Raw genomic sequence first — 23,083 nt, 5'->3', positions numbered from 1 at the left:
TGTGAAGATCGTCGGAGCGCGCATGTCGCGCCAGCACGTCCGCCACGCGGGCAAGGCTGACGACGCCGCCGATCTCCTGATACTTCTGGTTCCCGGCCGCTCCGAGCGCCTGGCTGAAGTCCTCCTGGTGGATGCGGGTGCCGGTCGCTCGATCGAAGCGTTCGACGACAAGGGTCGGCAGGCCATCGAACGACGTGACGTGTGTGTCGAACGCGGCGAGCTGCAGCCCGCGAGCCAGGCGCGCTCCATACTCCTCGTCGAAGATGACGGTCGGCAGCTGGGAAAGCTGCGGTTTGAGAATGTGCGTCGAGGGGAAGCCGCCGGTGACGCGGGCCCAGCCGTCGTCGGTCCGCGCGAGTACGACCTTCGGTTGAACGCCTCCGAGCGACGACTTTCCGGCGAGGGGGTCGTTGCCGAGCGGTGCGGAGATCGGGTCTTCGAGCAGTCGCCTGATCTGCGCCGCATCGACCGGGATGGCGCGCCCGGTAGGGGGCTCGGTCGGGTCATCGACATCCCAGATCTGGAGGGCTCCTGCGACGTCGCGGCCGTATGCCGCGAGGAAGGCCGGCACATCGCCACGCCGGAGCCCGCGGCGAGAGAGCATGTGCTCGAGCTGGTCGCCCTCGGGCAGCAGCTCGGCGAACCAGTTGCGACGGCGGCCCGCATGATGACGGGGCGGGCGAGGCGATAGGGGCACCGCCGTCGACAGAACGCGGCTGTTCGTGCCGAACCGGGCCATCGCGTCGCGGGAGATCTCGATGTCGAAGGTCCGCGCGTCGCCGACGAGGTGTCCGATCACCTCGTCGTACAGCTCGACGGCGAGTCTCATTCGTCTTCGGGGGGCAGCTCGGCGGACAGTTCGACACCGGTCGCGCGGAGGAGATCGAACACCTTGCGCATGTATATCGTCGGCTTGCCCGATTCGATCTCGCTCACGGATCGCTGCGACAGCCCGAGCTGGTCGGCGAGAGCGGTCTGCGAGAGGCCCCGCGCAAGGCGCGCCTGCTGAATCACGAGGCCGATGTCGCTCGGCGATTGGATGCGGGTTCGTGCCGTCGACATGGCGCCTTCCTTGCTTCGGGTGATGCTGTCTGCGGCCCCGCGCTATGCGGATTTCCGGATACCTTCGGCCTATTACATTTTCCGGATAGGAAGCGGGTATGTCAATATCCGGATAAGGGTGGCGGCGGAGCGGGGTGGCTTTCGGCGCTCGCTGGTGGGGAAAGGGGTGGCTCGGCGGGAAACGGGCTGGCTCGAGAAGAAGTTTGTCGATTTCCCGTACGGTCGGCGGTTTTTCGGGTGGAATGTCGGTGGCCCTCCCTAGTCTCGAAGTAGTCGGAGATCGAACCGGGGGCGTGATGAGCGACGAGAAGCAGCGGGAGGCAGATGCCCTCCGCACGCGGGAACTCGTCGCCGAGGCACGTCGGCTCCGGGTGATGATTGCTGCTGCGGAGGCGGAGTTGGCGCGGACGCATGCTGACGCGTATGCGTTGACCCAGGAGCAGATGGCGCGGTTGCGTGATGCGTCGACGCGGGAGCGGGAGATGCCGTTGCGGTCGATGGCGGCGGAGCTCGCGGTCGACGCTCGGGTGAGTGATCGCACGCTGCAGACGCAGCTGTTCGAAGCGCACCGTACGATGACGGAGTTTCAGGCGTCGTGGGAGGCGTGGCGTGAGGGGCGGGTGTCTCGCGCGCATGTGCGGGTGATCGTCGATGCCGGAGCGGATCTTTCCGACGATGAGGCGCGTGCCGCGTATGAGGCTGAGGTGCTCGCTTACGCGGAGAAGACGTCTGCTGGGCGTGTGAGGTCGTTTGCGGAGCAGGTGGTGGAGAAGCACAACCCGAAGACCATGCAGGAGCGCCACGATGTAGCGGTCCTGGACCGGCGGGTGTGGGTCGAGGATCTCCGTGACGGGATGTCGATGCTGGGTGTGATTGGGCCGTCGGTGGAGGTGCGCGGGGTGCATGATCGGCTGACCCGGCAGGGGAAGGCCATCAAGGCCGCCGACCGTGCGGTCCGGCGCGAAGCAGCCGCGCGTGCCGCTGCCGACACCGCCGCCGCCGCCGGACGCGACGCCAAGCAGCCGGACCCTCCGCAAGGCGACGGCGAGATAGCGGCGACGGACGTGGGCGTGAGTTTCGGACTGGCCGAGCCAGGGGAGTCGTGCGCGGCGGGCGGAAGCGACGCGACGGAGAACCTGTGGTTCGATGAGCGGACGCTGGATCAGATCCGCACCGACGTGCTGTTGGACATGATGCTGACCTCCTCACCGTCGGTTGACCCGACCGCGGTCGAGGGTGGGTTGGGTGCGATCCGAGCTCACGTGCAGGTGACGGTGCCGGCGACAACGCTCGCGGGAACCACGACCGGTGGGGCGGAGCTGGACGGGAAGTGCGCGGTGGACCCCGAAACGGCGAAGATCCTTGCGGGCAATGTCCCCAGCTTCGACCGGGTGTTCCTCGACCCCGTCACCGGTGCCGTGCTCGCGGTTGATCGCCGGTTCGTGACGGCGGAGCAGAAGCGGTACCTGGTGGCGCGGGATATCCGGTGCCGGTTCCCCGGGTGCCGACGGCCCGCGCGGGATTGCGACTGGGATCACCGGGAAGACTGGGCGCTGGGTGGAAAGACCGACGTCGACAATGTCGGGGCGTTCTGCAAACGACACCACACGATGAAACAGGCAGCCGGGTGGACGGTCGTGCAAGAACCCGGCGGAAGGTTGCGGTTCACCGCGCCCTCCGGGTTGGAATACATCGACGGTCCACCACCGCGGGTGGTGTTCATGCCCGACCCACCACCACCGGGCTTTGATCCGACCGGTGAGGCCGTCGCACCGTTCTGACCCTGGAATCGGGGTCAGGCGGTGAGGATGCGCTCGTTCACCTCGCGCTGCCAGTCGCGCAGCTGCCACATCGGGTGATGCGGGGCCGCGTTCGAGCAGAGCACCAGGCCCCACACGCCGTGCTCCAACGCGGTGTCGATGCCGTGCTCGGCGAGAGAGCGACCAATCGGCCCCTCTTCGAACGTGCCGTGCAGGGGCGTATACCCGACCCACCCCTCGCCCACGACCGCCGGCACATCCTGCCAGCGCGCCCACGCGGCGATCGCGATCGTGCGTGACTCGATCTCGCGTCGCATCACCTCGTCGAACCGCGGATAGTGCTTCTCGAGCCATGCATCCCACAGCGCGGGATCCAGTTGGTCATACCCGTAGAACATCTGATCGGTCACGACCGTCGCGCGGTATTTCCACTCGGCTGCCCGCCCGTACGCTGCGACCGACGGGGCGTCGGAACGCAGCATCCGCTCGAACGCCTCGTTCGGAAAGACCGCACTGCCCTCGGAGCGGATATCGACCAGCCTCTGCAGCTCGTCGAGTACCCCGTAGCTGTACACGTGGAACTGTGCCGCACCGAGTCCGGCGGGCACGCGGTGCATCGCCAGGTGGGGAGGCTTGCCGTAGCTGGCTGTGACGAGCAGATCAGGATGCGCCGCGCGCAGGCGCGCGACCTCGGCGGCGCCGCCGTCTTCGAGCGCTGGGAGGATCGAGAAGTCCACCTCGTTGTGCAGCTCGACCATCGCGATGCGGTCGCGGTGACCGGCGTCGGTGAGCTCTCCCAGGAGGCGATCCCACGCATCGGCCAGCAAGCGGTAGCGGTCGGCGAGACGAACGGCGTCGATGGCGTCGAACCACGCCGACGACGCCGCGAAGGCTGGGGACTGCTGGTACTCCCAGCTCGCGAGGAGCACCACAAGGCCGTGCCGCTCGGCCGCATCGAACAGCTCGAGCAGGCGTGCGCGTACATCAATCTCGTAGCCGCCTGGGGCGTCATACCACCGGGTGCGCTGTCCGAAGAAGCCTCCGGCGGGTGAGACGCCCATTCCCTCGATGGTGATCGTGCTGTCCAGACCCAGCCCGCCGGCGATGAGCAGCGGTGCCGCACAGATGCGCACGGCGTTGTAACCGAGGGAGGCGGCGTCGGCCATGGCTGCGTCGATGTCGGCGTACGGCTCACCCCCTCCGGCGCGGGTGTACCAGGAGAAATCCCACAGGGTGATCGTCAGCCGCTGGGGGAGGTGGGCGGGAACGGGTCCGGTCAGCGCCGTCTCGTCGCGGGCGACGGATCCTGCGCCGAGATAGCGCTCGGTCATGCGGATGCCTCCTGTCGATTCGTCTCGAGTGCGGCGGCCCGCGTGAGGGCGCGACCGCGGGTGGCCAGCTCGTCGAGCTCGTCGGCAGTACGCCGTCGCGCGGCGGCGGTGCCGGTGTCGAAGACCGTCAGCTCGGGCAGGGAGGTCGCGAAGTAGTCGACCGCGTCGGGGGCCTCGTGCAGCGCCTGTGCGCGCTCGCCGAGCACACGCCATGCGGCCTCTGCCGCATCGGCATCACCAAGGCGAAGGTGCGCGATCCCGCGCCAGAACGTGAGCGCATCGGCTGGCCGCTCGGCGACCGCGAGCGGCGTCGGCGCTACCGCGCTCGCCCACGTGGCGCGCGCGGCATCCGCGGCGCCCTGGGCCGCACGCACATCGCCGAGAAGCACGATGCGCTCGAGCGCCGGTTCCGCGGGGTGGCGACCCTCGCCGAGATGCGCCGGCACGGAGAGCGTGAGCAGCTGTGCAGCCTCGACGAGCGCGTCGGGGGTGCCGTCGGCGAGGAGCGCACGCGCCTGGGCGCAGATCGCCCGGTCGAAGGCTGCGATCACGCGACCCTCGCCGCCTTCGAACGGGCGGAACTCGCGCGAGGTGAGCACCCGCCACGCCTCCCAGATGCGGTCGAGGTCGAGCAGCAGGGACACGTGCCGCAGCGCGAGGTCATCCCGAGTGCCGATGAGAGGGGCGTGCTCGTTGAGCAGGGCGAGGCGGGCACCCGCATCGAGGCCGCGTCGCTCCGCCAGCAGGTCGCGTTCGAGCACGAGGCGGGCATCGGCGCGCAGATGCAGGGCGTGACGCAGCGCCGCGTCGGCGCCTTCGTCGTCGCCGGTCGCGGCGACCCGCGCCAGCGCAAGGTTCCGCCACATGACAGGGTCGGTCGAACCCGCATCTGCGGCGGTCTGCAGTGCTGTGACCGCGTCGGTGTGTCGCCCGGCGTCGAGGAGCCACATGCCGAGCAGTCCCGCGGCGGTCGCGTCCGTGCTGTCAGCGCGTACGGCTGCGCGGAGCGCGTCGTACTGCTCTAGTCCGGCGGGGAACGCCAGCGATGCGTCGGCGGCCGCTCCCGCGCGCCGCTCGGCGCTCGCGGCTGCAGGCTCTCCGGCACGGTCGAGCCAAAGCGCGCGCAGGTAATGACGCAGCGGGCCCGCCCGTCCGGCCGCCGGTGTGCTCGACGCGGGCGCCTCGGTTGCCGCCAGCGCGACATCCAGGCGCGCCGCGCGTTCGAACTCCGCCCCGACGTCGAGCGCGGTGCGCTCATCGAGCGGGGTGAGGGAGTCGGCCTCCGGCGCCTCGTCGGCGGTGCCGGGCGCCGGCGCGGCGAGTGCGCGCACCAGCGCAGCGGATGCGGCATCGAGCGGGTCGTCCCGGTGCAGGTGCCTCGCGAGCGCGAGCGCGCCCATGGCGTCCGGATCCGCCAGGGCGACGAGGCGCCGCGCCTCGGGCACAGCGCCGGCCGTCTCGGCAAGGTAGCGCGCGTCGACGGAGCGCCCGGCGCGCAGCGCGATGCGGGCCCGCGCGAGAGCAGAGGGAACGGACCACGCCGCGTTCCACCCGGCGCGGGCGAACGCGCGGTCGGCGGCAGCGTCATCGCCGAGGCGCTCGTGCACGAGGCCGAGCAGGTACAGCGGCTCGCCGTCGCGCGGGCTGAGGTTACGCGCGGTCGCCCGGCTGACGGCGGTCTGGAGTGCCTCGAGCGCAAGCGCGTACTCGCCGCGGCGGAGGTGCCATGCGCCGAGAGCGGTGGCGGCGCGGGTGTCACCCGGGTCACGCCGGAGCGCCTCGCGCAGGTAGGGGAGGGCATCGCGCGTCGGGTGCCGATACTGCTGCAGGTGCGTCGCGGTGACCAGAAGCTCATCGGTCGAGGCGATCTCGGTAGGCGCCGAGGGCTCGGTCGCCACCCACGGCTCCCCGTGGGTCGAGTCACGCGCCCGCCACTCGACCAGCACGACGTCGCCGTGGCGCAGCGTCACACGATCGACGTCGGCGGAGCACGCCGATCGTGCATCGACCACCTGCACGAGGGGCGTGGCGGGGGAGAGCGTGCCGCTCCACTGCCACACCTCGTCTTCGCCGATGGCGGCCGACACCGTGAGCCCGTCGTAGGCGCGGGTGACTGCGACGCCGATCCGCGTGCCGCCGGGCTTCGCATCCACGGAGATCGCCGCATCCGTCGTCGCCTGTCGCACGGGGCCCGTTCGATGGATCGGGTACCAGTACTGACGGAAGCGCTTGGTCTCACCGGGCAGCAGCCAGGCGAAGTCGGGCTGATTGTCGGTGAAGACACCGGCCATGAGCTCGACGTAAGGACCGTCGGTGTCGGTCAGCTGCGCATCCCATGCGCGGCCGATCTCGCCGTCCCCCCAGGTCCACTGCTTCTTGCCGGGCGAGATCGCCGGATCGGCCCAGTGCACGAAGCCGGCGTCGGCGGCGTGATCGTATCCGCCGAAGAACGCGTCGTCGGTGTCGGTGATCATGTACGACGTGGGCACGGGAATGTTGCTGTACACATCGATGCGGTCGGCGTCGGCGCGCTGCGCGGCCAGCGCCGGGTAGTCCACGCCGTAGTACGGCCGATCCGCTCGCGGGAACGCCGATATCGCGCGTCGCGCGTGATCTGCGACGTAGGCCACGTCGTCGGGGAAGAATGACTGGTACCGCTCGTGGGAGGCCGCGGCGACGTTCGCCCACCACAGGAAGGTCTGCGTCCCATCGGTGCGGTTGTGCAGGTGCACGTCGGCTTCGATGAGGGACGAGCCCGGCCGCACGCGGATGCCGTGCGTTCCGCGCATCCGCTGCAGGGGATCGAGATCGCTGTGCCAGACCACGACCGCGCCGTCGTCTTCGCGCTCGATGCGTGCATCCACCGGCAGGAACGTCGCCGGGCGATGGTGCTGCGGCCAGTTAAACTCCACGCCGCCCGAGATCCACGGGCCGGCGAGGCCCACCAAGGCCGGTTTGATGACGTTGTTGCGGTAGAAGAAGTCGTAGCCGGCGACCTTGTCGAACCCGATGTGGATGCGCCCGCCGATCTCGGGGAGCAGCATCAGCCGCACGTAGGCGTTCTCGAGGTGGATCGCGTTCCACCGCCGCGGCTTCTTCTCCGCCGAGACCGCGTCGATCATCGGCAGCGGGTACACCCGCCCGCTCGAGCCCTGATAGACCCTGCGATCCAGGAACAGTGGGTAGGGGTCGGGGTCGCCCGGTTCGTACGTGTCAATCCACACCGGCTCACTCCAGCAGGCGACGCCGCCGTCGGCGAGGATCGCGGCCTGGTCGGCGGGGGCGTCGGGCAGCAGGATGCGGCTCGGGGCGTCGTCGTTCCGTGTCACCCGTGAACGCTAACCCGCCTGGAACGGGTGCCACCATGGTCGAAGGGCGCTCCGACCTGGACGATCCGCTGGCCCGGATCCGTTGCGGCCTCCATCTGCCCCGGGCTTGGCGCGTCGGTGCGACAATGGCGCGATGGACGCGGGACACGTCGAACGGCCCGACGGGTTCGAGCACCAGATGCTCAGCGTGGTGCCTCGCCCGCTGGTGGAAGCGTCGCTCGCGCGTGGGGTCACCCGCCGCATGACAGTGACCGATGCCGGGTACTTTCCCCGCGCGGAGCATCACGGTCGCCATCGCCCGAGCGGTATTCCCGAGACGATCGTCATCGTGTGTGTCGCCGGCGCGGGATGGGTCGACGTCTCGGGCGTTCGCACGCGGGTGGGGAGTTCGACGGCGATCGTCATCCCGGCGGGCACTCCGCACGCCTACGGCGCGGCGGGCGACGACCCCTGGACCATCTGGTGGTGTCACGCACGGGGAACCGATGTCGCGGAGCTCGTCGACGCGTGCGGCGTCGACGGCGGACACGTCACTCTGTCGCTGCGGAGCGTGGAGAGGGCGACCGCGCTGCTGGATGAGATCTCCCGCTCTCTCGCGCGCGACACCACCCCCGCGCGGCTCGTGGCGACATCCGGCATGGCCTGGCGCCTGTTCACGCAGCTCGCCGTCGACCGGCGCCTGGCCGTCGATGGCACGCCGCTCGAACGCGCGATGCGCTACCTCGAGGAGCGGATCGACGGGCGGGTGCAGGTTCCGGAGCTGGCGGCGATGGTGGGGCTGTCGCCCTCGCACCTGGCCGCGCTGTTCCGCGACGCCACCGGGGGAGGAGTGCTTGCCCACCACAATGCGCTGAAGATGGCGCGGGCACGCGTGCTGTTGGACACGACCGACATGACGGTCGCCGAAGTCGGTCGCGCGACGGGCTTCGACGACGCCTTCTACTTCTCCCGGCAGTTCCGGCGCGTGCACGGCGTAAGCCCCCGCGCCTACCGCGAGCACCGCAAGGGCTGATCCATCGCGTCTCGTCCCGCGCGATGGCTTGCCCGCGCCGCCGCGTCGCTCCGCCCCGCCCGGCCCGCGCCGCCGCCCCACTCTGCCGCGTCGCTCCGCCCCGTGATGCCTTTCCCGCTCCGCCCCGTGATGCCTTTCCCGCTTCGCCCCGCTCTGCCCCCCTCTGCCCCGTGATGCCTTTCCCGCTCCGCAGTCACTTTTTGTGGGTTCTCGTGGAGATGACCCGCGGAAAGTGACTGCGAAACAGACCCGACCCGCGGAACGGACCAGACCGGCGTGACTGCGGGACGGACCAGACCGGCGTGACTGCGGAACGGGCGAGTGCGGAACAGACCCGACCCGCAAAGAGTGACTGCGGAACGGGCGAGTGCGGGACGGCAGCGAGGTCAGCCCTTCGTGGCGCCAGCGGTGAGGTCGGCCCGCCAGAACCTCTGCATCGCGACCATGAGGACCACCAGGAGCACCGCCGACACCGCGGATCCGGTCACCACGAGCTGATAGAACATCGGATCGCGCTGGGTCTGAGAGTTCCAGAGGGTCAAGCCCAGGGTGACGGGGAACGTCTTCGTATCGTTGAGCATCACAAGAGGCAGCAGGTAGTTGTTCCAGATGGTCACGAACTGGAACAGGAAGATCGTCACCAGTGCCGGGCTCATCATGCGCACGGCCATCGTCGCGAAGATGCGCAGGTCGCCGGCACCGTCAATGCGCGCGGCTTCGATGATCTCGTCGGGCACGCTCGCATTGGCGTGGATGCGCGCGAGATACACCCCGAACGGGCTCACCATGCTCGGCAGCAGCACGGCCCAGTACGTACCGGTGAGACCCACGGTGTTCAAGAGGAAGTACAGAGGAAGGGCGATCACGGTCGCCGGCACGAGCACGCCGCCGAGGATCGTCGAGAAGAGGGCCTCTCGGCCCCAGAAGGAGTATTTCGCGATCGCGTATCCGCATGCCGCCGACAGCACCATCGCCACCAGCGCGCCGGCGCCCGAGTAGAGGATGCTGTTGAGCACCCAGCGCGTGAAGATGCCGCCGTCCTGTGTGAACAGCGTCACGAGGTTCTCCCACGCCTGCGGGCTATCGGAGAACCACAGGCCGAACGAGCTGAAGAGGTCGCCCGGCGATTTCGTGGCCGCCACCAGCACCCATACCAGCGGCAGCAGGAAGTAGATCGTCGCGACGACGAGGACGACGTTGACGGCAGTCGCACCGCTGACGGTGCCCTCCCGACCGCCACGACGGCGGCGCGGTGCCGACACTTGCGTGGTCACCATGCGCGGTTCCCCTTCCGGTTGACCAGGCGGAGGAATCCGAACGAGAACACGAACCCGATGAGTGCGACGATGACCGCCATCGCCGCCGCGAGATTCGGGTTGCCCTGTGCGAACGCCTGGTTGTAGGCCGCCATGTTGGGGGTGAAGGTAGAGTTGATCGCCGTCGTGAGTGGAGCGAGCACGAGGGGCTCGACGAACAGCTGCAGCGTGCCGATGATCGTGAAGACGGTCACGAGGATGATCGAGGGCCGTACCAGCGGCAGCTTGATGTTCCATATGATCGACCAGGCCGACGCGCCGTCCATTCGGGCCGCTTCATAGAGCTCGGTGGGGATCGCATCGAGCGCGGCGAGCAGAATGACCATGTTGTAGCCGGCGAAACCCCACAGGGCGATGTTCGCGATCGCGAACAGCACGTTGCCGCTGGACAGCGGATCGACGTCGAGGCCGAGGCTCGACAGCACCTGCAGCACGGGGCTCGTGGCCGGCACGTACAGGAAGCCCCACAGCAGGGTGGCGATGACGCCCGGCACTCCGTAGGGCGCGAAGTAAAGCACGCGGAAGAAGCGCGGTGCACGTGCGCGGCCGCTGTCGATCAGCAGGGCGAGTGAGAGGGCGGTGAACACCATGAGTGGTACTTCGATGACCGAGAACACCAGCAGGCGACCCAGGCTCGCGAGAAACGCGGGATCGTCGAACGCGCGAGCGTAATTCTCGACGAAGACGAACACCGTCTCCGGCGCCCCGAGTCCGAGCCCGGAGTTGCGGGTGGCGAACATGCTCTGGACGAGCGCGAAGACGATGGGCGCGACGAAGAACAGTACGAACATGACGACGAACGGGAGAACGAGAACCCACAGCGCCGTGCGTGGACGCGCGCGGCGGCGGGTGATTGAGGGTGCCGTGGTCACGGAGAGCCCTTCGATCGGAGGGGTCGGGGAGGGATGGCGGGAGGGGCGGGCGCCGGGGAAGCGCCCGCCCCTCCCGGCGGTGTCAGTCGATGGCGATGCCGCGCTCTTCGAGCGCATTCACCATGTCGAGTTGCGTCTGCTCGTACGCCTCCGGCAGCGGTGTGCCGGCATCGACGGCGGCCTTGACGTTGTCGGTGAGCGAGGCGAACAGCGTTGACGACAGCGGCGGCCACACCCACGACGTGTCGACGTTCGCGTCGGACTCGGCGAAGACATCCCAGATGTCCTGGCCGCCGTAGAAGTCGAACACCTCCGGGTCGTCCTGGAGCGCCTCGATTTGGCTCGTGTCGGCGATCGCGGGCCATCCGGCGCCCACGTTGGTGAGGATGTTCACGCTCTCCGGGTCGGAGTTCAGCCACAGGGCGAACTCCGCGGCCGCCTCTGGGTTGTCCGATCCCTTGAGCACTGCACTCGCCGAGCCTCCGGCCCACGTGGCCGAGACGCTCTCGCCGGCCTCCCACTGCGGCATCGCGCCCACACGCCAGTCGCCGGCGGTGTCGGGGGCGGTGCCGCGCAGGATCGCGTCGGCCCACGAACCCGAGATCCATGTGACGACGTTGCCGTTCTGCATGTCGGCGTTCCACTCGTTGGAGAAGTCCGCCTCGATCTTCACGAGGTCTTCGTCAAGGAGCTTCTGCCAGAACTCCGCGACGGTCATCGTGTCTTCGCCGTCGATGTCGACCGTCCATGCGTCGCCCTCGATGCCGAACCACGTCGCGCCGCCCTGCTGGGCAAGGCCGATCAGCCACGGCGCCTGGTTGAAGGCGAAGGCGGTGATGTAGCGGTCCGGGTTGGACGCGCGGATGACCTTCGCGGCCTCGTAATACTCGTCCCACGTCTCGGGGTAGGCGATCCCGAGCTCGTCGAAGATGTCGGCGCGGTAGAACTGGCCGAGCGGGCCGGAGGCCTGCGGCACGGCGTAGACACGGTCGTTGAACTCGCCGGTCTGCCACTGCCACGGCACGAACAGGTCCTCCGAGTCGCTCACGTAGTCGGTGATGTCTTCGAGCGCGTCGTTGATGAGGAAGTCGGGGATGGCGTCGTAGCCGAGCTGGACCACATCCGCGGGGTTGCCCGCCTGAACGGCGGACAGCATGGTGGCGTAACCGCCGTCCGGGCCAGCGGTGATCGTCTCGAGCGTCACTTCGATGTCGTCGTGCGACGCGTTGAACGCGTCGACGGCACGATCGATGTTCGGCACCCACGACTGGAAGGTGATCTGCGCGGGATCGTCGGCGGTGTCGCCGCCATTCCCCGATCCCGAGCAGCCGGCGACCGCCAGCGAGAGCACCGCGGCGCCGGCGACGATGCCTGCGACGCGTTGTCGGGAATGAGAAGTGATGGACATACATGCTCCCTTGCGATGCGGACGAGACGTCCTCGTCTGTTCTGGTGCGCACCGAGACTATGGGCGTGAAGGGGGCCTGCCACATGGGCGAACCTGTGTCAGACCTGGACGATTCCGCGGGTCTGGAGAGGAGGTGAGTGGGTCGGGCTGTCGCTCGCACGACTCGCTCGACGATCGGGGCGGTGCGATGGGGCTTGCGTGCCGGTTTGACGAGCCCATGCGGTGAACAACGCAGGAGATTCGGGGACTCCGAGGCTCCCGCCGCGGGTCTGCGACGGTTTCGTCGGCAGATCTCCTGCGTTGTTGACGGGGTCGTGTCAGCCGGTGGCGACCAGGGGCGGCGCTGCGACGACAGTGACAGTGATCGATGCGGTGCGGCCGCTCTCGCCGATGAGGACAACCTCGTGGCTGCCCGGGGTCGTGTCGGAGGGCACGGCGATCGTGCCGGAGAGGGCGCCCGCGTCATCGGCGGCGAGGGTGCCGAGGCTCACCGGCGTCGAGTGCAGTTCGACCTCGACCTGCTCTTTCCCGAGGAAGCCTTCGGCGTCGAGCTGCAGGCTCTCGCCGGCGGTCACCGTCTGTCGATCCAGGCGGAGGCTCACGTTCGACAGCGACATCTCGACGTCGACGGTCGTGGTCAGCCCGATCCGCACCTGGGCGGTTCGCGTCACGGTTTCGAATCCCGCCAGCGAGAAGGTGAAGGTGTACTGGCCGGGAGCAAGCTCACGCAGGTGAAAGGCGCCGTTGGCTTGCGTGACGGTTTCCTGTCTCACGCCCGGCTGCGTCGGCTCGGCGACCACGGCCACTCCGGGCAGCGCGGCTCCGGATGCGGCGATCACGACCGACCCGCGCACGTCTCCCGTCTGAAGGTTCTCGTCCGAGGGTGCGGAGGTGGCGGACGGTGCCGGGGTCGTCGCGGGGGAGGAGCTCGACCCCGGGCTGGGGACGGTCTCGGCCGAGGCCACCGAGGTGCCGATGAGCGCCGCGAATGCGGCGGTGACAAGGGCGGCGATCAGTGCCGTGAAGCGGGAGCGGAGTGGTGTTCGACGCGCGGGCGTGGCCACAGGCGGATCCTTCAGTCGGGTGCGGAGAAGTTCCCCAACGCTATCGCCTCACCCTCGTGTCGGCCCCGGCGAGGGTGAGGCGCGCGCTTCGGGGATCACCCTCGCGGTGTTCGACGCGGGCTTCCCCCACGTGGAGCGCAATAGAGTGTCAGCAAGGTCCGCGGCACCCGAATCCGTGGGAATCCACTCCAGCGGAGGATGTCGTTGACGAACACCGTTCCGGGGCTCGACGCCCGGCCGCTTCGCCACGCACCGCCCCGCCGCCGGCCGCACACGCTGCAGCGGCCACGCGTGGAGGACGCGATCGAGCGCAGCGTTCATGCGAACCGCATCACCGTGGTGTGCGCCCCCAGCGGATTCGGCAAGACATCCGCGGTCGGCGGGTGGAGCGCGCAGCACCCCGGCCGGGTCGCGTGGCTGTCCCTCGGGTCATGGGATGACGAGCCCGCGCGTCTGGGTGGGCGGGTCGTCCGCGCCCTCCACGCGCTCGCCGCATCCGAACCGCGGCTCGGTGCCGTCGCCGGCGTCGACCCCGCCGAGATCGACAAGCCCGTCGTCTTCGACGCCCTCCAGGATGCGCTGGACGCCCTCGACGAGCCGGTGCACCTCGTCATCGACGATGCTCACCGCGCGGGTGACGCCCTCGCCGAGGGGCTGCTCGGTGCGCTCATCGAGTCCGGTTCCGACCGGCTGCGGCTGATCGTCGTCGGCACCGGCGGCGTCGACGCGAGACTGTCCCGGTGGATCGCGGGAGTACCGGACGCCCTCATCGGCGACGATCAGCTCGCCTTCGACGTCGACGAGATCGCCCGCGTGCTGGCCGACGACGACGGTAGGGAAGCCCCCGACGCGCAGGCGGTGTTCGCCTCGACCCGCGGATGGCCGATCGCGGTGCAGTTCATCCGCTTCGCCGGCCGGGCTGGTCGTGACGGCGACGGCATGGGGGTCGAGGCCTTTCTGCGCGACTACGTTCGCGACAACGTCTTCCGCGACCTTCCGGACGAGCTGCGCCAGCTCATTCTGGAGACGGCCGTGTGCAAGGAGCTCACCGTGCCACTCGCGGAGGCGGTGACCGGCCGCGCGGACGCGGGAGCGCTGCTGTCGCGCGCGTTGCGAATGGGCCTGTTCCTCGACGCCTTCGACGGTGGAGAGGCCACGATCTATCGGTGGCATCCCCTGTTCGCGCGGCTGTGTCGAGCCATCTCGGACGAAGAGGATCCCGGGCGCAACGAACGATCGCACCGCGCCGCCGCACGTCATCTCGAGCAGGATGACGCGTTCGCGGCGATCTTCCACTGGCGGCTGGCCGATGATCCGCGCGCCATCGTTCGGGTGATCACCGAACGGTGGGTGCGCATCGTGATCGGAGCCGACGCGGCAGCGCTCGACCGCATCTGCGCGGCCCTCCCCGCACCCCACCAGAACGACCCCGCGATCCTCCTGGTGCGCGCGTGCGTGCACGACGTGCTGGGGGCACCTCATGCTGCCCGGACCTTCCTCGCGCAGGCGGTCGCCGTCGCCGGCGACGAACCCGACCGGCGTGGGCGGGCCGCCTTGCTGTTCCTGGTGGGCTGGGCGGGCATGCGGCACCGGCTCACTCCGCGCAAGACCATCGACCATCTGCGCACCGCGGCACGCGAAGCGGATGCGCTCGGCGACGACGTACTGGCCGCTCGCGCGCGCCGGCTGCTGGCATTCGTGCTGGCCTGGGCCGGTGCCCTTCGCGACGCCCGCGGTGTGCTCGAGGAGCTCGGCGAGGCCGCCGACGATACCCGACCTTGGCTGGCTTCCGGCGGCGGCGCCGTGACGGTCGCTGCGGGGATGATCGCGTACTGGGCCGATGACCACGAGGCGGCGGTGCGCGATCTGCGTCGGGCGCTCGCGGGAGAGCGGGCGGCGTCGTCGTTTCGCGGCGTCGCCGGCGTCATGCTCGCCCTCGTCGCCGCGCGCTCGGGCGACGACGTCGCGACCGCACGGGCGGTGCTCGAGCTCGACGCGCTCCCGGGTGGCGACCGCCAGGGGGTGTCGTGGGGAGCCTTCCGGGCGATGGCCGACGCGGCGCTCGCCGACGCCGAGGGGCGCGCGTCCGAGGCGCTGGCGATCGCGCGCAGCCATCGGTCGGGCGATCTACCCCTGGTCAGCGTGGTCTTCGCGGAGCTCATCCGGCGTTCGGGCGACGCGCCGCGCGCACTGGAGATGCTGCGTTCGCTGGGGCCCTATCGCGAGGTGTCGTACGTGCGCTGCGCGACGCTTCTGACGGCGGCGCTCGTGCACGCCGAACGAGGCGCTCACCGGCTCGCCCACGAGTACGGCGAGCAGGCGCTGGAGATCGGCACGAGAGAAGGGCTGGCGCGACTGTTCGTGGGCGCGGAGCCCGCCATGCGCGACCTGCTCCGTGCGCACCTCGCACGGGGGACCGACTACGAGGATCTCGCCGCCCGAGGGGCGCGCGATGTCTCGGCGTCGGGCCCCGTTGCGACCCTGTCGCCGCGTGAGCGCGCGGTTCTGGACCTCTTGGGCACGAGCCGGTCGGCGAGTGAGATCGCCGACGCGCTGCAGCTGAGTGTCAACACGCTGAAGACGCACACCCGCTCCATCTACCGCAAGCTCGGGGTCAACTCCCGGCGGGAGGCGGTGCGCGCCGCGCGCTGAGCCGCCGCGCCTCGGTCTCACCCCGCCGCCGCCCGCGCCTCACCCCACGACGCGAGCGGGCCGCGGGTCGCCCCCTTAGTGTCGACGACGGTCGCCTTCGAGGGACGGCCGCGGCCGTCTCACCCGCGTTGGGGGCTGGTGAGCCCGCCGCGGCCGCCGCTGGATCGGCCGGGACGCCGACGCCAGGTCAGGCGTGAGCGCGAAGAGGCCACACGTCGAGTGCGTGCCGGCGCGCCGACGCCGACGCGGCGGCGACGGCGCCGCGGGCGACGACCTCGGCACCCAGGCTCGAGACCACGAGGTCGGGCGCGGGGAGATCCAGTCCCGTCGGCAATGCTCGCCGGGCGGAGGCCACCACCGTCTCGATTCCCGAGGCGATGGCACCCGACACGAGAACACGCTGGGGATCGAACATGCTCCCCAGCACGCTGACGATCTCGGCGAGGATCGTGCCGACCTGCTCGGCGATCGACACGGCGGCGGGATCCCCGTCTGCGGCGAGGGCGAGCACCGTTCGCGCGTCAAGCTGGTTCGGATCGACGGCGGCCAGGGCGCTGCCTTCCGCCGCCTCGCCGCGCTCGATCGCGTCGGCGGCGAGGCGAGCGATTCGCACGCCGAGCCCGTCGGCACCGCCCACGCCGAGCACGTGGTCGAACGCCACCATCTCGCCGACCCCGCCGTGGGCGCCGCGCAGCAGCCGGCCGTCGACGACGATCCCCGCCCCCAGCCTTTCCCCGGCCAGCAGCGTCACGTAGTCGTCGCACCCGACCGCACCGCCGGTCGCGCCCTCGGCTATCGCGGCGAGGGATGCATCGTTGTCGACCCTCACCAGCGGCGCCCAGGACAGCTCGTCGACGAGGTCCGGGTTCATTCGCGCCCAGAAGCCGTTGCGGTGCTGCGGTGACCGTCCGGCGGCATCGACCGGGGCGGGCACGCCGATGCACAGCGAGATCACGTCGTCGCGATCTCGGCCGGCGGCGGCCAGTGCCTCGTCGATGAGGGCGGAGATGAGGTGTCGGCGCCCGTGAGCGTCATCGCCGTCGACCGCGAGGGTGGTGCGGCGGTGGAGGAGGGTCTGTGATCGAAGGTCGGTGACGGTGACGGCGACGTGGGAATTGCCCGCATCCACCCCGACGAGAACGGCCGCGTCGTCGCGGAGGGCGAAGCGACGAGCGGGTCGCCCCTTGCGGTAGTCGCCCGCCTCGCGCGCGTTGGGGAGCTCGGAGACCAGGTCGAGTTCGCGCAGCGCCTCCAACGCTTCGATCGTCGTCGACCGGGTGAGACCGGTCGCCAGCATGGCGTCGGTGGCGGTGAAGTCGGCCGAGTCCCATGCGTAGCGGAAGACGGCATCCAGGCTGGCCGGTCGCGACGCCGTATCGCCGGCGGCGAGCCGCGCCTGAGCGGAGGGTGGGGACATGCCTCTTGACCTTTCGGGATGACTCTTGCCATACTGCCGTAACGGGCTTGATTTTTCGAGTAAATCTAATCAGCGATGATTTTGGAACCGTTCCAATGGAGGACGACGGTGTCACAGAGGACGACGACAGGGCTGCGGATCGCCGCGGCAGCGACCGTGGCGGTGACCAGCGCCGCGTTGCTGGCAGGATGCTCGAGCGACGGGCGCGAGACGATCCGCTTCACCTTCAGCAAACGAGAGGCGCTCGATTTCATGGGCGCACTCGTCCAGGACTACAACGCCTCGCAGGATGACGTGCGCGTGGAGATGGACACCTCCGGCGTCGATGTCGTCTCGGCGAGCTTCGTGCGCGGAAACCCGCCCGACATCATGCTCGCCAACTACAACTACGAGGTGGCCCGCTTCGTGCAGCGCTGCGCACTCAGCGACCTCTCGGGCACCGAGGCCGCCGCCGGCATCCGCGACGATCTGCAGCCGCTCATGGACCAGTACGGCGCGTGCCCGGGGCGCACGAGCGCGCTGCCCTACTCGGTGATGGCCGCGTCCGTCATCTACAACCTCGAGATCTTCGATGATCTCGGTCTCGAGGTCCCCGAGACGTGGGACGAGCTGCTCGAGGTCTGCCAGCGGCTGCAGGACGAGGGGGTCACCCCGTTCTATGCGACGTTCAAAGACGACTGGACCGTCGGGCAGGGCTGGTACGACTACTCGGTGGGCGGCTCGATCGAGGTCATCGAGTTCTTCGACGACCTCGCGGCGGAGGGGGCCGACGTCGGCCCGAATTCACCGGTGTCGTTCCAGGCGGACTTCGCCGACCCGATGGACCGGATGCTGCAGCTGACGAGCGAGTACGTGAACCCCGACGCCGCCAGCCGCGGCTACGGCGACGGCAACCTCGCCTTCGCGCAGGGTGAGGCGGCAATGTATCTGCAGGGACCGTGGGCGCTGGGGGAGATCGCCAAGACCTCGCCCGATCTCGACGTCGGCACCTTCCCGCTGCCGATGACCGACGACCCGGACGACCTCGCGGTGCGGGTGAACATGGACCTGGCCGCCATGATCCCCGAGGGGTCGCAGCACCAGGAGGCCGCGCGAGACTTTCTCGAGTTCCTGTATCAGCCGCAGAACATCGAGGCCTACAACGCGTCGCAGCTCGGCTTCACGCCCACCGACGACGCCGCGCCGCCGAGCGACCCCCGCATCGCCGGTATGCAGGAGTACTACGACGGCGGTCAGGTCTACCAGGGGCCATCGGTGCTCGTGCCCAAGACGATCCCCGTCTTCAACTACGCCCAGGCCATGGTGCTCGGGTCGGCGCCCTCGGCGATCCTCGCCACCATGGACGAGGACTGGTCGCGTCTGGCGTTCCGTCAGCCGGCACCCGTCGTCGACGAATCCGACGCCCGTGCGCAGACCGAGACGAAGGAGTCCGGACGATGAGCGCCACCTCCACCCTGCTCACCGGGGCCGATCGACGGGGCCGCCGGAACAGCCGCCGCGTCGAGCCGATCTACTACCTGTTCCTGCTGCCGACGCTGGCGCTTTTCACCCTGGCCATCACGGTGCCGGCGATCACCGGCATCTTCTTCAGCTTCACCGACTCCATCGGGATCGGGGAGTGGAGCTTCATCGGCTTCACCAACTACATCGCCATGTTCGGCGACCCTGCGATCCTGCAGAGCTACCTGTTCACCATCGGCTTCTCCATCGCCACGGTGATCGTCGTGAACGTCGTGGCGTTCCTCCTCGCGGTCGGCCTGACCTCTCGGGTTCGGCTGCGGATGGGGCTGCGAGCGGTGTTCGTGATCCCGATGGTGATCTCGGGCATCATCATCGCCTACGTCTTCAACTTCCTCTTCTCCAACTCGCTGCCCTCGATCGGCGCCGCCGTCGGCATCCCGGCGCTGGAGACGAGCCTGCTCGCCAATCCCGACCTCGCATGGGTCGCGATCGTCATCGTCACCGCATGGCAGGCGATCCCCGGCACCCTTCTCATCTACATCGCCGGGCTGCTGTCGGTGCCCGGCGACGTCTACGAGGCCGCCGACCTGGATGGTGCATCCAAGACGCAGCAGCTGCTGCGCATCACGCTCCCGCTTGTGGCCGGATACGTCGTCATCAACGTGATCCTCGGATTCAAGGGGTTCTTGAACGCGTACGACATCATCGTCGGGCTCACCAACGGCGGTCCGGGCACCGCCACCCGCAGCGTCGCGATGACCATCATCGCGGGCTTCAACGGCGGCGACTACGCCTATCAGATGGCCAACGCGACCATCTTCTTCCTCGTCGCCGTGCTCATCTCCCTCTTCCAACTCTCCCTCACGCGGGGAAGGAACCAGCTCTCATGACCACGCAGCCGGCGCTCTCCTTCGAGCAAGCAGACGTCTCCCTCCGCCGCACCGACCGTGGCGCCGCGCGCGACGCGGTCCGCCCGAAGGAGCGCAAAGAGAAGGTCAACTGGTCCGGAACGGTCATCCTGCTGCTGTGCAGCGTCACGGTTCTCCTGCCGCTGTACGTGACGGTGACCATGGCGCTGAAGACGACCGGACAGGCCGTCGACGGCAACGCCTTCTCGCTGCCGTCGCCGATCAGCTTCGACGGCTTCGTCGAAGCGTGGACCCTCACCCGCTTCCCCGTCGGTGCCGCCATGTCGGTGCTCGTGACGGCCGGCACGGTGGCCGCCACGATCGTGCTCGCCGCGTTCGCGTCGTACGCCATCGTGCGCAACTGGGAGCGGCGGCTGTTCCGCTACTCGTTCTTCTACCTGCTGGCGGCGATGTTCATCCCCTTCCCGGTCGTGGCTCTGCCGCAGATCCAGCTGACCGGTCGCCTCGGCCTGGACAACCCGTTCGGGGTCATCCTGCTGGCCACGATGTTCCAGCTGAGCTTCAGCGTGCTGCTGTTCACCGCGTTCCTGCGCTCGATCCCGATCGAACTCGAAGAGAGCGCGCGCATCGACGGCGCGACCACGTGGCAGACCTTCTGGAAGCTGATCTTCCCGCTGCTGGCACCGATGAGCGCCACCGTCGGCATCTTCGCCTTCCTGTACGCGTGGAACGACTTCATGATGCCCTCGCTCATCATCTCCGACCCGGCGCTGCAGACGCTGCCGGTGCGACAGAACCTCTTCCAGACCCAGTTCAGCAACAACTACAACGTGTCGTTCGCGTCGTACCTCATGGCGATGGCGCCGGCGATCGTCGCCTACCTCTTCGCCCAGCGATGGGTCATGGCCGGCGTCACCCAGGGGGCAGTCAAGGGCTGACCGGCCCGACGCCCCGTTCCGCACCCCAGACCCCGAAAGGACTCACCTTGTCACTGTCTCCGACCGCCGAAGACGTCCGCCTCGACGGCAGCACCGCGCCGTGGTGGCGTCAGGCCGCGGTGTACCAGATCTACCCGCGCAGCTTCGCCGACACCGACGGCGACGGGCTGGGCGACATCCCGGGCGTCACGTCGCGAGCGGACTACCTGGCCGCTCTCGGCATCGACGCGGTCTGGCTCAGCCCGTTCTATCCGTCCGACCTCGCCGACGGGGGCTACGACGTCGCCGACTATCGCGACGTCGACCCGCGGCTGGGAACGCTGGAGGACTTCGACCGCATGCTGGTCGCTCTTCACGAGCGGGGCATCAGGGTCGTCGTCGACATCGTGCCGAACCACACGTCCGACCGACACGCCTGGTTCCAGGAGGCGCTGGCGGCGGGCCGGGGATCGGCGGCGCGTGAGCGATACATCTTCCGCGAGGGGAGCGGACCGGATGGGTCGGAACCGCCCACCGATTGGGTCTCGGTCTTCGGGGGGTCTGCCTGGGAGCGGGTCGCCGACGGCCAGTGGTACCTGCACAACTTCGCCCGCGAGCAGCCGGACCTGAACTGGGACCATCCGCAGGTGCGCGACGACTTCGTCACCACACTGCGCTTCTGGTCCGACCGCGGTGTCGACGGCTTCCGCATCGACGTCGCCCACATGCTCACGAAAGACCTCACCGAGCCGCTCCCCTCCAAGGACGAGCTCGCCCTCATCCCGCAGGACGGCAACCACCCGCTCATCGACCGCGACGACGTCCACGAGATCTACGCCCAGTGGCGCGAGGTGTTCGACTCCTACGATCCGCCGCGCACCGCCGTCGCCGAGGCGTGGGTGCACCCGTCGCGCATCCACCTGTACGCCCGCCCCGAGAGCCTCGGCCAGGCGTTCAACTTCGACTTGCTCGAAGCGGACTTCGACGCCCGGAGCTTCCGGTCGATCATCACCGAGAATCTCGCGCTTGCCGCCGGGTCGGGGTCGTCGAGCACCTGGGTGCTGTCGAATCATGACGTCGTCCGGCACGCGACGCGGTACGGGCTGGTCACGCCGACAGCCGACACCGGGATGCCGACGCGTCACGGCGGTCAGTGGCTGATCGACGGGGGAGCCGAAGAAGGGCTCGACCGTGAGCGGGGACTGCGTCGCGCCCGTGCGGCGACGGCGTTCATCCTCGGGCTTCCCGGGTCGACCTACCTCTACCAGGGCGAGGAGCTCGGCCTGCATGAGGTCGCCGACATTCCCGCCGGGCAGCGCCAGGATCCGACGTACTTCCGTACCCACGGGGCCGAGATCGGCCGAGACGGATGCCGGGTGCCGCTACCGTGGACCGCGGAAGGTGCCTCGCTCGGTTTCGGTGACGCCGCACCGCACCTGCCGCAGCCGGAGTGGTTTGCACAGCACGCGGTCTCGAGGGAGGAAGCGGATCCCGACTCGACTCTCCACTTCTACCGCCGGGCGCTCGCGCTGCGGCATGCGCTGCAGACCGACGAAGGCCTCACCTGGATCGAAACCGGTCGCGACGATGTGCTGCACATCGCGCGGCCGAACGGGTGGCAGGTGGTGACGAACTTCGGCGGCGAGCCCTACGCGCTCACCACCGAGGCCGCCGACGAGGTCGTGCTCGCGAGCGGGGCGACGCCCGACGGCGTGGTCGCGGGGGAGACGACGGTGTGGATCGCGACGGGGGACGCCCTGCCTGCGTGAGCGGGGGTGGCGGATGTGGCGGCCGCGTCAGGCCGCCTCATCCGCCCCAGACGCAGAGCGGACCCGGAACCAGAGGCTGATCTCGCGCACCGCGCGCATGATGCGGGTGCTCTCGGCCGAGGCGTCGAGATCGGCGAACGTGTCGCGGAAGCCGTCGGGCAGCGCCGTGCGCGGTGTCGACATCGGCTGGAAGCCCATGCTCCAGTCGGAGAATTCGCGCGCCTCGATCGGTTCGTCGAGGATGACGCTCATGTCGGTGTGGCGCGGATCCGCCCGGATCTCATCCGCCAGATCGTGCACCGCACCGCTCGCGCCCTCGAGGATCTGTACGAACTGGCCCTCGCGGTACAGCAGCATCCCGGTCACGTCGAGGCGGGCATTGTTTTCCCGAGCGCGAGTGAGGATGCCGTGAAGGGCGGCATCATCCAGCGGCGCGGTCGCCGTGCTGATGTAGACGAGCGAGATGAGCTGGTCGCTGTCCGGCGTCGACGGAGTCGCTTCCGGCGGAGTCATACGGCCGCCTCGAGGGGTGCGTCGGTGTGGTGGTCGATGAGCACTCTCATCGCCTCGAGACGTTCCGTCGCGGCGCCCACACGCTGCGACCGTCCGTTGAAGACGAGGTAGGTGCCGTCGGCTTCGCGGTCGAGGTATCCGAGGAACACCCCGTCGCGGTTGGCCACGTAGAAGCCCTCCTCGACGCGCGACCACGCGATCCCGTAGCCGCGTCGCTGAGGAGCGGGGAGGTCTCGGACAGGCGGGCGGGAGGAGATCCGGCGATCGGGCATGCATCCATGCTCGCTTGGAACGTCGTCCGGTGACGGCCCTTGCGTCGCGGCGGAACTTG

The 23,083-nt window shown here is 69.3% G+C and carries 17 protein-coding genes and 1 pseudogene; 7 read left to right on the top strand and 11 right to left on the bottom strand.

Annotated elements, in window-relative coordinates; all coding sequences use genetic code 11:
• Positions 1–7: 7 nt before the first annotated feature.
• Positions 8–829: pseudogene (locus IM777_RS13295) on the bottom strand (type II toxin-antitoxin system HipA family toxin); the annotation flags it as partial.
• Complete coding sequence (locus IM777_RS13290; protein ID WP_071045529.1) at positions 826–1,062, bottom strand: helix-turn-helix domain-containing protein; 237 nt, start codon at positions 1,060–1,062, stop codon at positions 826–828. The pseudogene IM777_RS13295 and the gene IM777_RS13290, both read right to left, overlap by 4 nt.
• Positions 1,063–1,358: 296 nt before the next feature.
• Here IM777_RS13290 and IM777_RS13285 point away from each other — a divergent pair, with 296 nt between their 5' ends.
• Positions 1,359–2,843 (top strand): HNH endonuclease signature motif containing protein, encoded by a 1,485-nt coding sequence (locus IM777_RS13285; protein ID WP_194383699.1) that lies wholly within the window; start codon positions 1,359–1,361, stop codon positions 2,841–2,843.
• A gap of 14 nt (positions 2,844–2,857) precedes the next feature.
• Here the strand turns inward: IM777_RS13285 and IM777_RS13280 are convergent, their stop codons facing one another.
• Both IM777_RS13280 and IM777_RS13275 read right to left on the bottom strand, forming a co-directional pair.
• Entirely contained in the window at positions 2,858–4,153 is a 1,296-nt protein-coding gene (locus IM777_RS13280; RefSeq protein WP_194383698.1) for a cellulase-like family protein, read from the bottom strand.
• The gene (locus IM777_RS13275; RefSeq protein ID WP_194383697.1) at positions 4,150–7,482 is read right to left on the bottom strand and encodes a DUF5107 domain-containing protein; all 3,333 of its coding nucleotides are present in this window, start codon (positions 7,480–7,482) and stop codon (positions 4,150–4,152) included. The genes IM777_RS13280 and IM777_RS13275 overlap by 4 nt, the downstream gene beginning before the upstream one ends.
• A gap of 133 nt (positions 7,483–7,615) precedes the next feature.
• Here IM777_RS13275 and IM777_RS13270 point away from each other — a divergent pair, with 133 nt between their 5' ends.
• Positions 7,616–8,494, top strand: a complete 879-nt coding sequence (locus IM777_RS13270; protein ID WP_194383696.1) for an AraC family transcriptional regulator — start codon at positions 7,616–7,618, stop codon at positions 8,492–8,494.
• Positions 8,495–8,880: 386 nt separating this feature from the next.
• On the opposite strand, the gene IM777_RS13265 is transcribed toward IM777_RS13270, so the two are convergent.
• The 4 genes from IM777_RS13265 to IM777_RS13250 form a co-directional block, all read right to left on the bottom strand.
• Entirely contained in the window at positions 8,881–9,771 is an 891-nt protein-coding gene (locus IM777_RS13265) for a carbohydrate ABC transporter permease (protein WP_071045534.1), read from the bottom strand.
• Positions 9,765–10,682 carry a carbohydrate ABC transporter permease gene (locus IM777_RS13260; RefSeq protein WP_228480810.1) on the bottom strand — a complete coding sequence of 306 codons (918 nt, stop codon included), beginning with the start codon at positions 10,680–10,682 and terminating at the stop codon, positions 9,765–9,767. The genes IM777_RS13265 and IM777_RS13260 overlap by 7 nt, the downstream gene beginning before the upstream one ends.
• A gap of 82 nt (positions 10,683–10,764) precedes the next feature.
• Positions 10,765–12,090, bottom strand: coding sequence for an ABC transporter substrate-binding protein (locus IM777_RS13255; protein ID WP_194383694.1), 1,326 nt, complete (start codon positions 12,088–12,090; stop codon positions 10,765–10,767).
• Positions 12,091–12,407: 317 nt separating this feature from the next.
• Complete coding sequence (locus IM777_RS13250) at positions 12,408–13,154, bottom strand: carboxypeptidase-like regulatory domain-containing protein (RefSeq protein ID WP_071045537.1); 747 nt, start codon at positions 13,152–13,154, stop codon at positions 12,408–12,410.
• A gap of 204 nt (positions 13,155–13,358) precedes the next feature.
• Between IM777_RS13250 and IM777_RS13245 the strand changes: the two genes are divergently transcribed.
• A complete protein-coding gene (locus IM777_RS13245; protein WP_194383693.1) occupies positions 13,359–15,806 on the top strand; it encodes a winged helix-turn-helix domain-containing protein in 2,448 nt (815 codons plus the stop codon).
• 187 nt (positions 15,807–15,993) lie between these two features.
• Here IM777_RS13245 and IM777_RS13240 read toward each other — a convergent pair whose 3' ends face one another.
• On the bottom strand, positions 15,994–17,223 hold the full coding sequence (locus IM777_RS13240; RefSeq protein WP_071045540.1) for an ROK family protein: 1,230 nt from the start codon (positions 17,221–17,223) through the stop codon (positions 15,994–15,996).
• A 108-nt stretch (positions 17,224–17,331) separates the two neighbouring features.
• Between IM777_RS13240 and IM777_RS13235 the strand changes: the two genes are divergently transcribed.
• Genes IM777_RS13235 through IM777_RS13220 form a run of 4 tightly spaced genes read left to right on the top strand, consistent with a single transcriptional unit; the run spans position 17,332 to position 22,239 of the window.
• Positions 17,332–18,663: an ABC transporter substrate-binding protein gene (locus tag IM777_RS13235; protein ID WP_390178780.1), complete on the top strand. Its 1,332-nt coding sequence runs from the start codon at positions 17,332–17,334 to the stop codon at positions 18,661–18,663.
• Positions 18,660–19,574, top strand: coding sequence for a carbohydrate ABC transporter permease (locus tag IM777_RS13230; protein ID WP_071045542.1), 915 nt, complete (start codon positions 18,660–18,662; stop codon positions 19,572–19,574). Before IM777_RS13235 ends, IM777_RS13230 begins: the two co-directional genes overlap by 4 nt.
• Positions 19,571–20,491, top strand: coding sequence for a carbohydrate ABC transporter permease (locus tag IM777_RS13225; RefSeq protein WP_194383691.1), 921 nt, complete (start codon positions 19,571–19,573; stop codon positions 20,489–20,491). The genes IM777_RS13230 and IM777_RS13225 overlap by 4 nt, the downstream gene beginning before the upstream one ends.
• 47 nt (positions 20,492–20,538) lie before the next feature.
• Positions 20,539–22,239: a glycoside hydrolase family 13 protein gene (locus IM777_RS13220; protein ID WP_228480809.1), complete on the top strand. Its 1,701-nt coding sequence runs from the start codon at positions 20,539–20,541 to the stop codon at positions 22,237–22,239.
• Positions 22,240–22,266: 27 nt separating this feature from the next.
• On the opposite strand, the gene IM777_RS13215 is transcribed toward IM777_RS13220, so the two are convergent.
• Together IM777_RS13215 and IM777_RS13210 are read right to left on the bottom strand one after the other, a co-directional pair.
• The gene (locus IM777_RS13215; protein WP_071045543.1) at positions 22,267–22,752 is read right to left on the bottom strand and encodes a BLUF domain-containing protein; all 486 of its coding nucleotides are present in this window, start codon (positions 22,750–22,752) and stop codon (positions 22,267–22,269) included.
• Positions 22,749–23,024, bottom strand: coding sequence for a hypothetical protein (locus tag IM777_RS13210; protein WP_071045544.1), 276 nt, complete (start codon positions 23,022–23,024; stop codon positions 22,749–22,751). The genes IM777_RS13215 and IM777_RS13210 overlap by 4 nt, the downstream gene beginning before the upstream one ends.
• Between the last annotated feature and the right edge of the window lie 59 nt (positions 23,025–23,083).

Source organism: Microbacterium luteum, assembly GCF_015277875.1.
In the GTDB taxonomy this organism is placed as follows: domain Bacteria; phylum Actinomycetota; class Actinomycetes; order Actinomycetales; family Microbacteriaceae; genus Microbacterium; species Microbacterium luteum.
Note: the sequence above shows the minus strand (reverse complement) of the source record. Positions and strands in the feature narration are given on the sequence as shown.

Bases quoted from the DNA above. Each gene is read 5' to 3' on its own strand.
- IM777_RS13225 (WP_194383691.1), top strand. From the start codon at position 19,571: ATGACCACGCAGCCGGCGCTCTCCTTCGAGCAAGCAGACGTCTCCCTC.
- IM777_RS13270 (WP_194383696.1), top strand. From the start codon at position 7,616: ATGGACGCGGGACACGTCGAACGGCCCGACGGGTTCGAGCACCAGATG.
- IM777_RS13215 (WP_071045543.1), bottom strand. From the start codon at position 22,752: ATGACTCCGCCGGAAGCGACTCCGTCGACGCCGGACAGCGACCAGCTC.
- IM777_RS13230 (WP_071045542.1), top strand. From the start codon at position 18,660: ATGAGCGCCACCTCCACCCTGCTCACCGGGGCCGATCGACGGGGCCGC.
- IM777_RS13290 (WP_071045529.1), bottom strand. From the start codon at position 1,062: ATGTCGACGGCACGAACCCGCATCCAATCGCCGAGCGACATCGGCCTC.
- IM777_RS13240 (WP_071045540.1), bottom strand. From the start codon at position 17,223: ATGTCCCCACCCTCCGCTCAGGCGCGGCTCGCCGCCGGCGATACGGCG.
- IM777_RS13210 (WP_071045544.1), bottom strand. From the start codon at position 23,024: ATGCCCGATCGCCGGATCTCCTCCCGCCCGCCTGTCCGAGACCTCCCC.
- IM777_RS13285 (WP_194383699.1), top strand. From the start codon at position 1,359: ATGAGCGACGAGAAGCAGCGGGAGGCAGATGCCCTCCGCACGCGGGAA.
- IM777_RS13265 (WP_071045534.1), bottom strand. From the start codon at position 9,771: ATGGTGACCACGCAAGTGTCGGCACCGCGCCGCCGTCGTGGCGGTCGG.
- IM777_RS13280 (WP_194383698.1), bottom strand. From the start codon at position 4,153: ATGACCGAGCGCTATCTCGGCGCAGGATCCGTCGCCCGCGACGAGACG.
- IM777_RS13255 (WP_194383694.1), bottom strand. From the start codon at position 12,090: ATGTCCATCACTTCTCATTCCCGACAACGCGTCGCAGGCATCGTCGCC.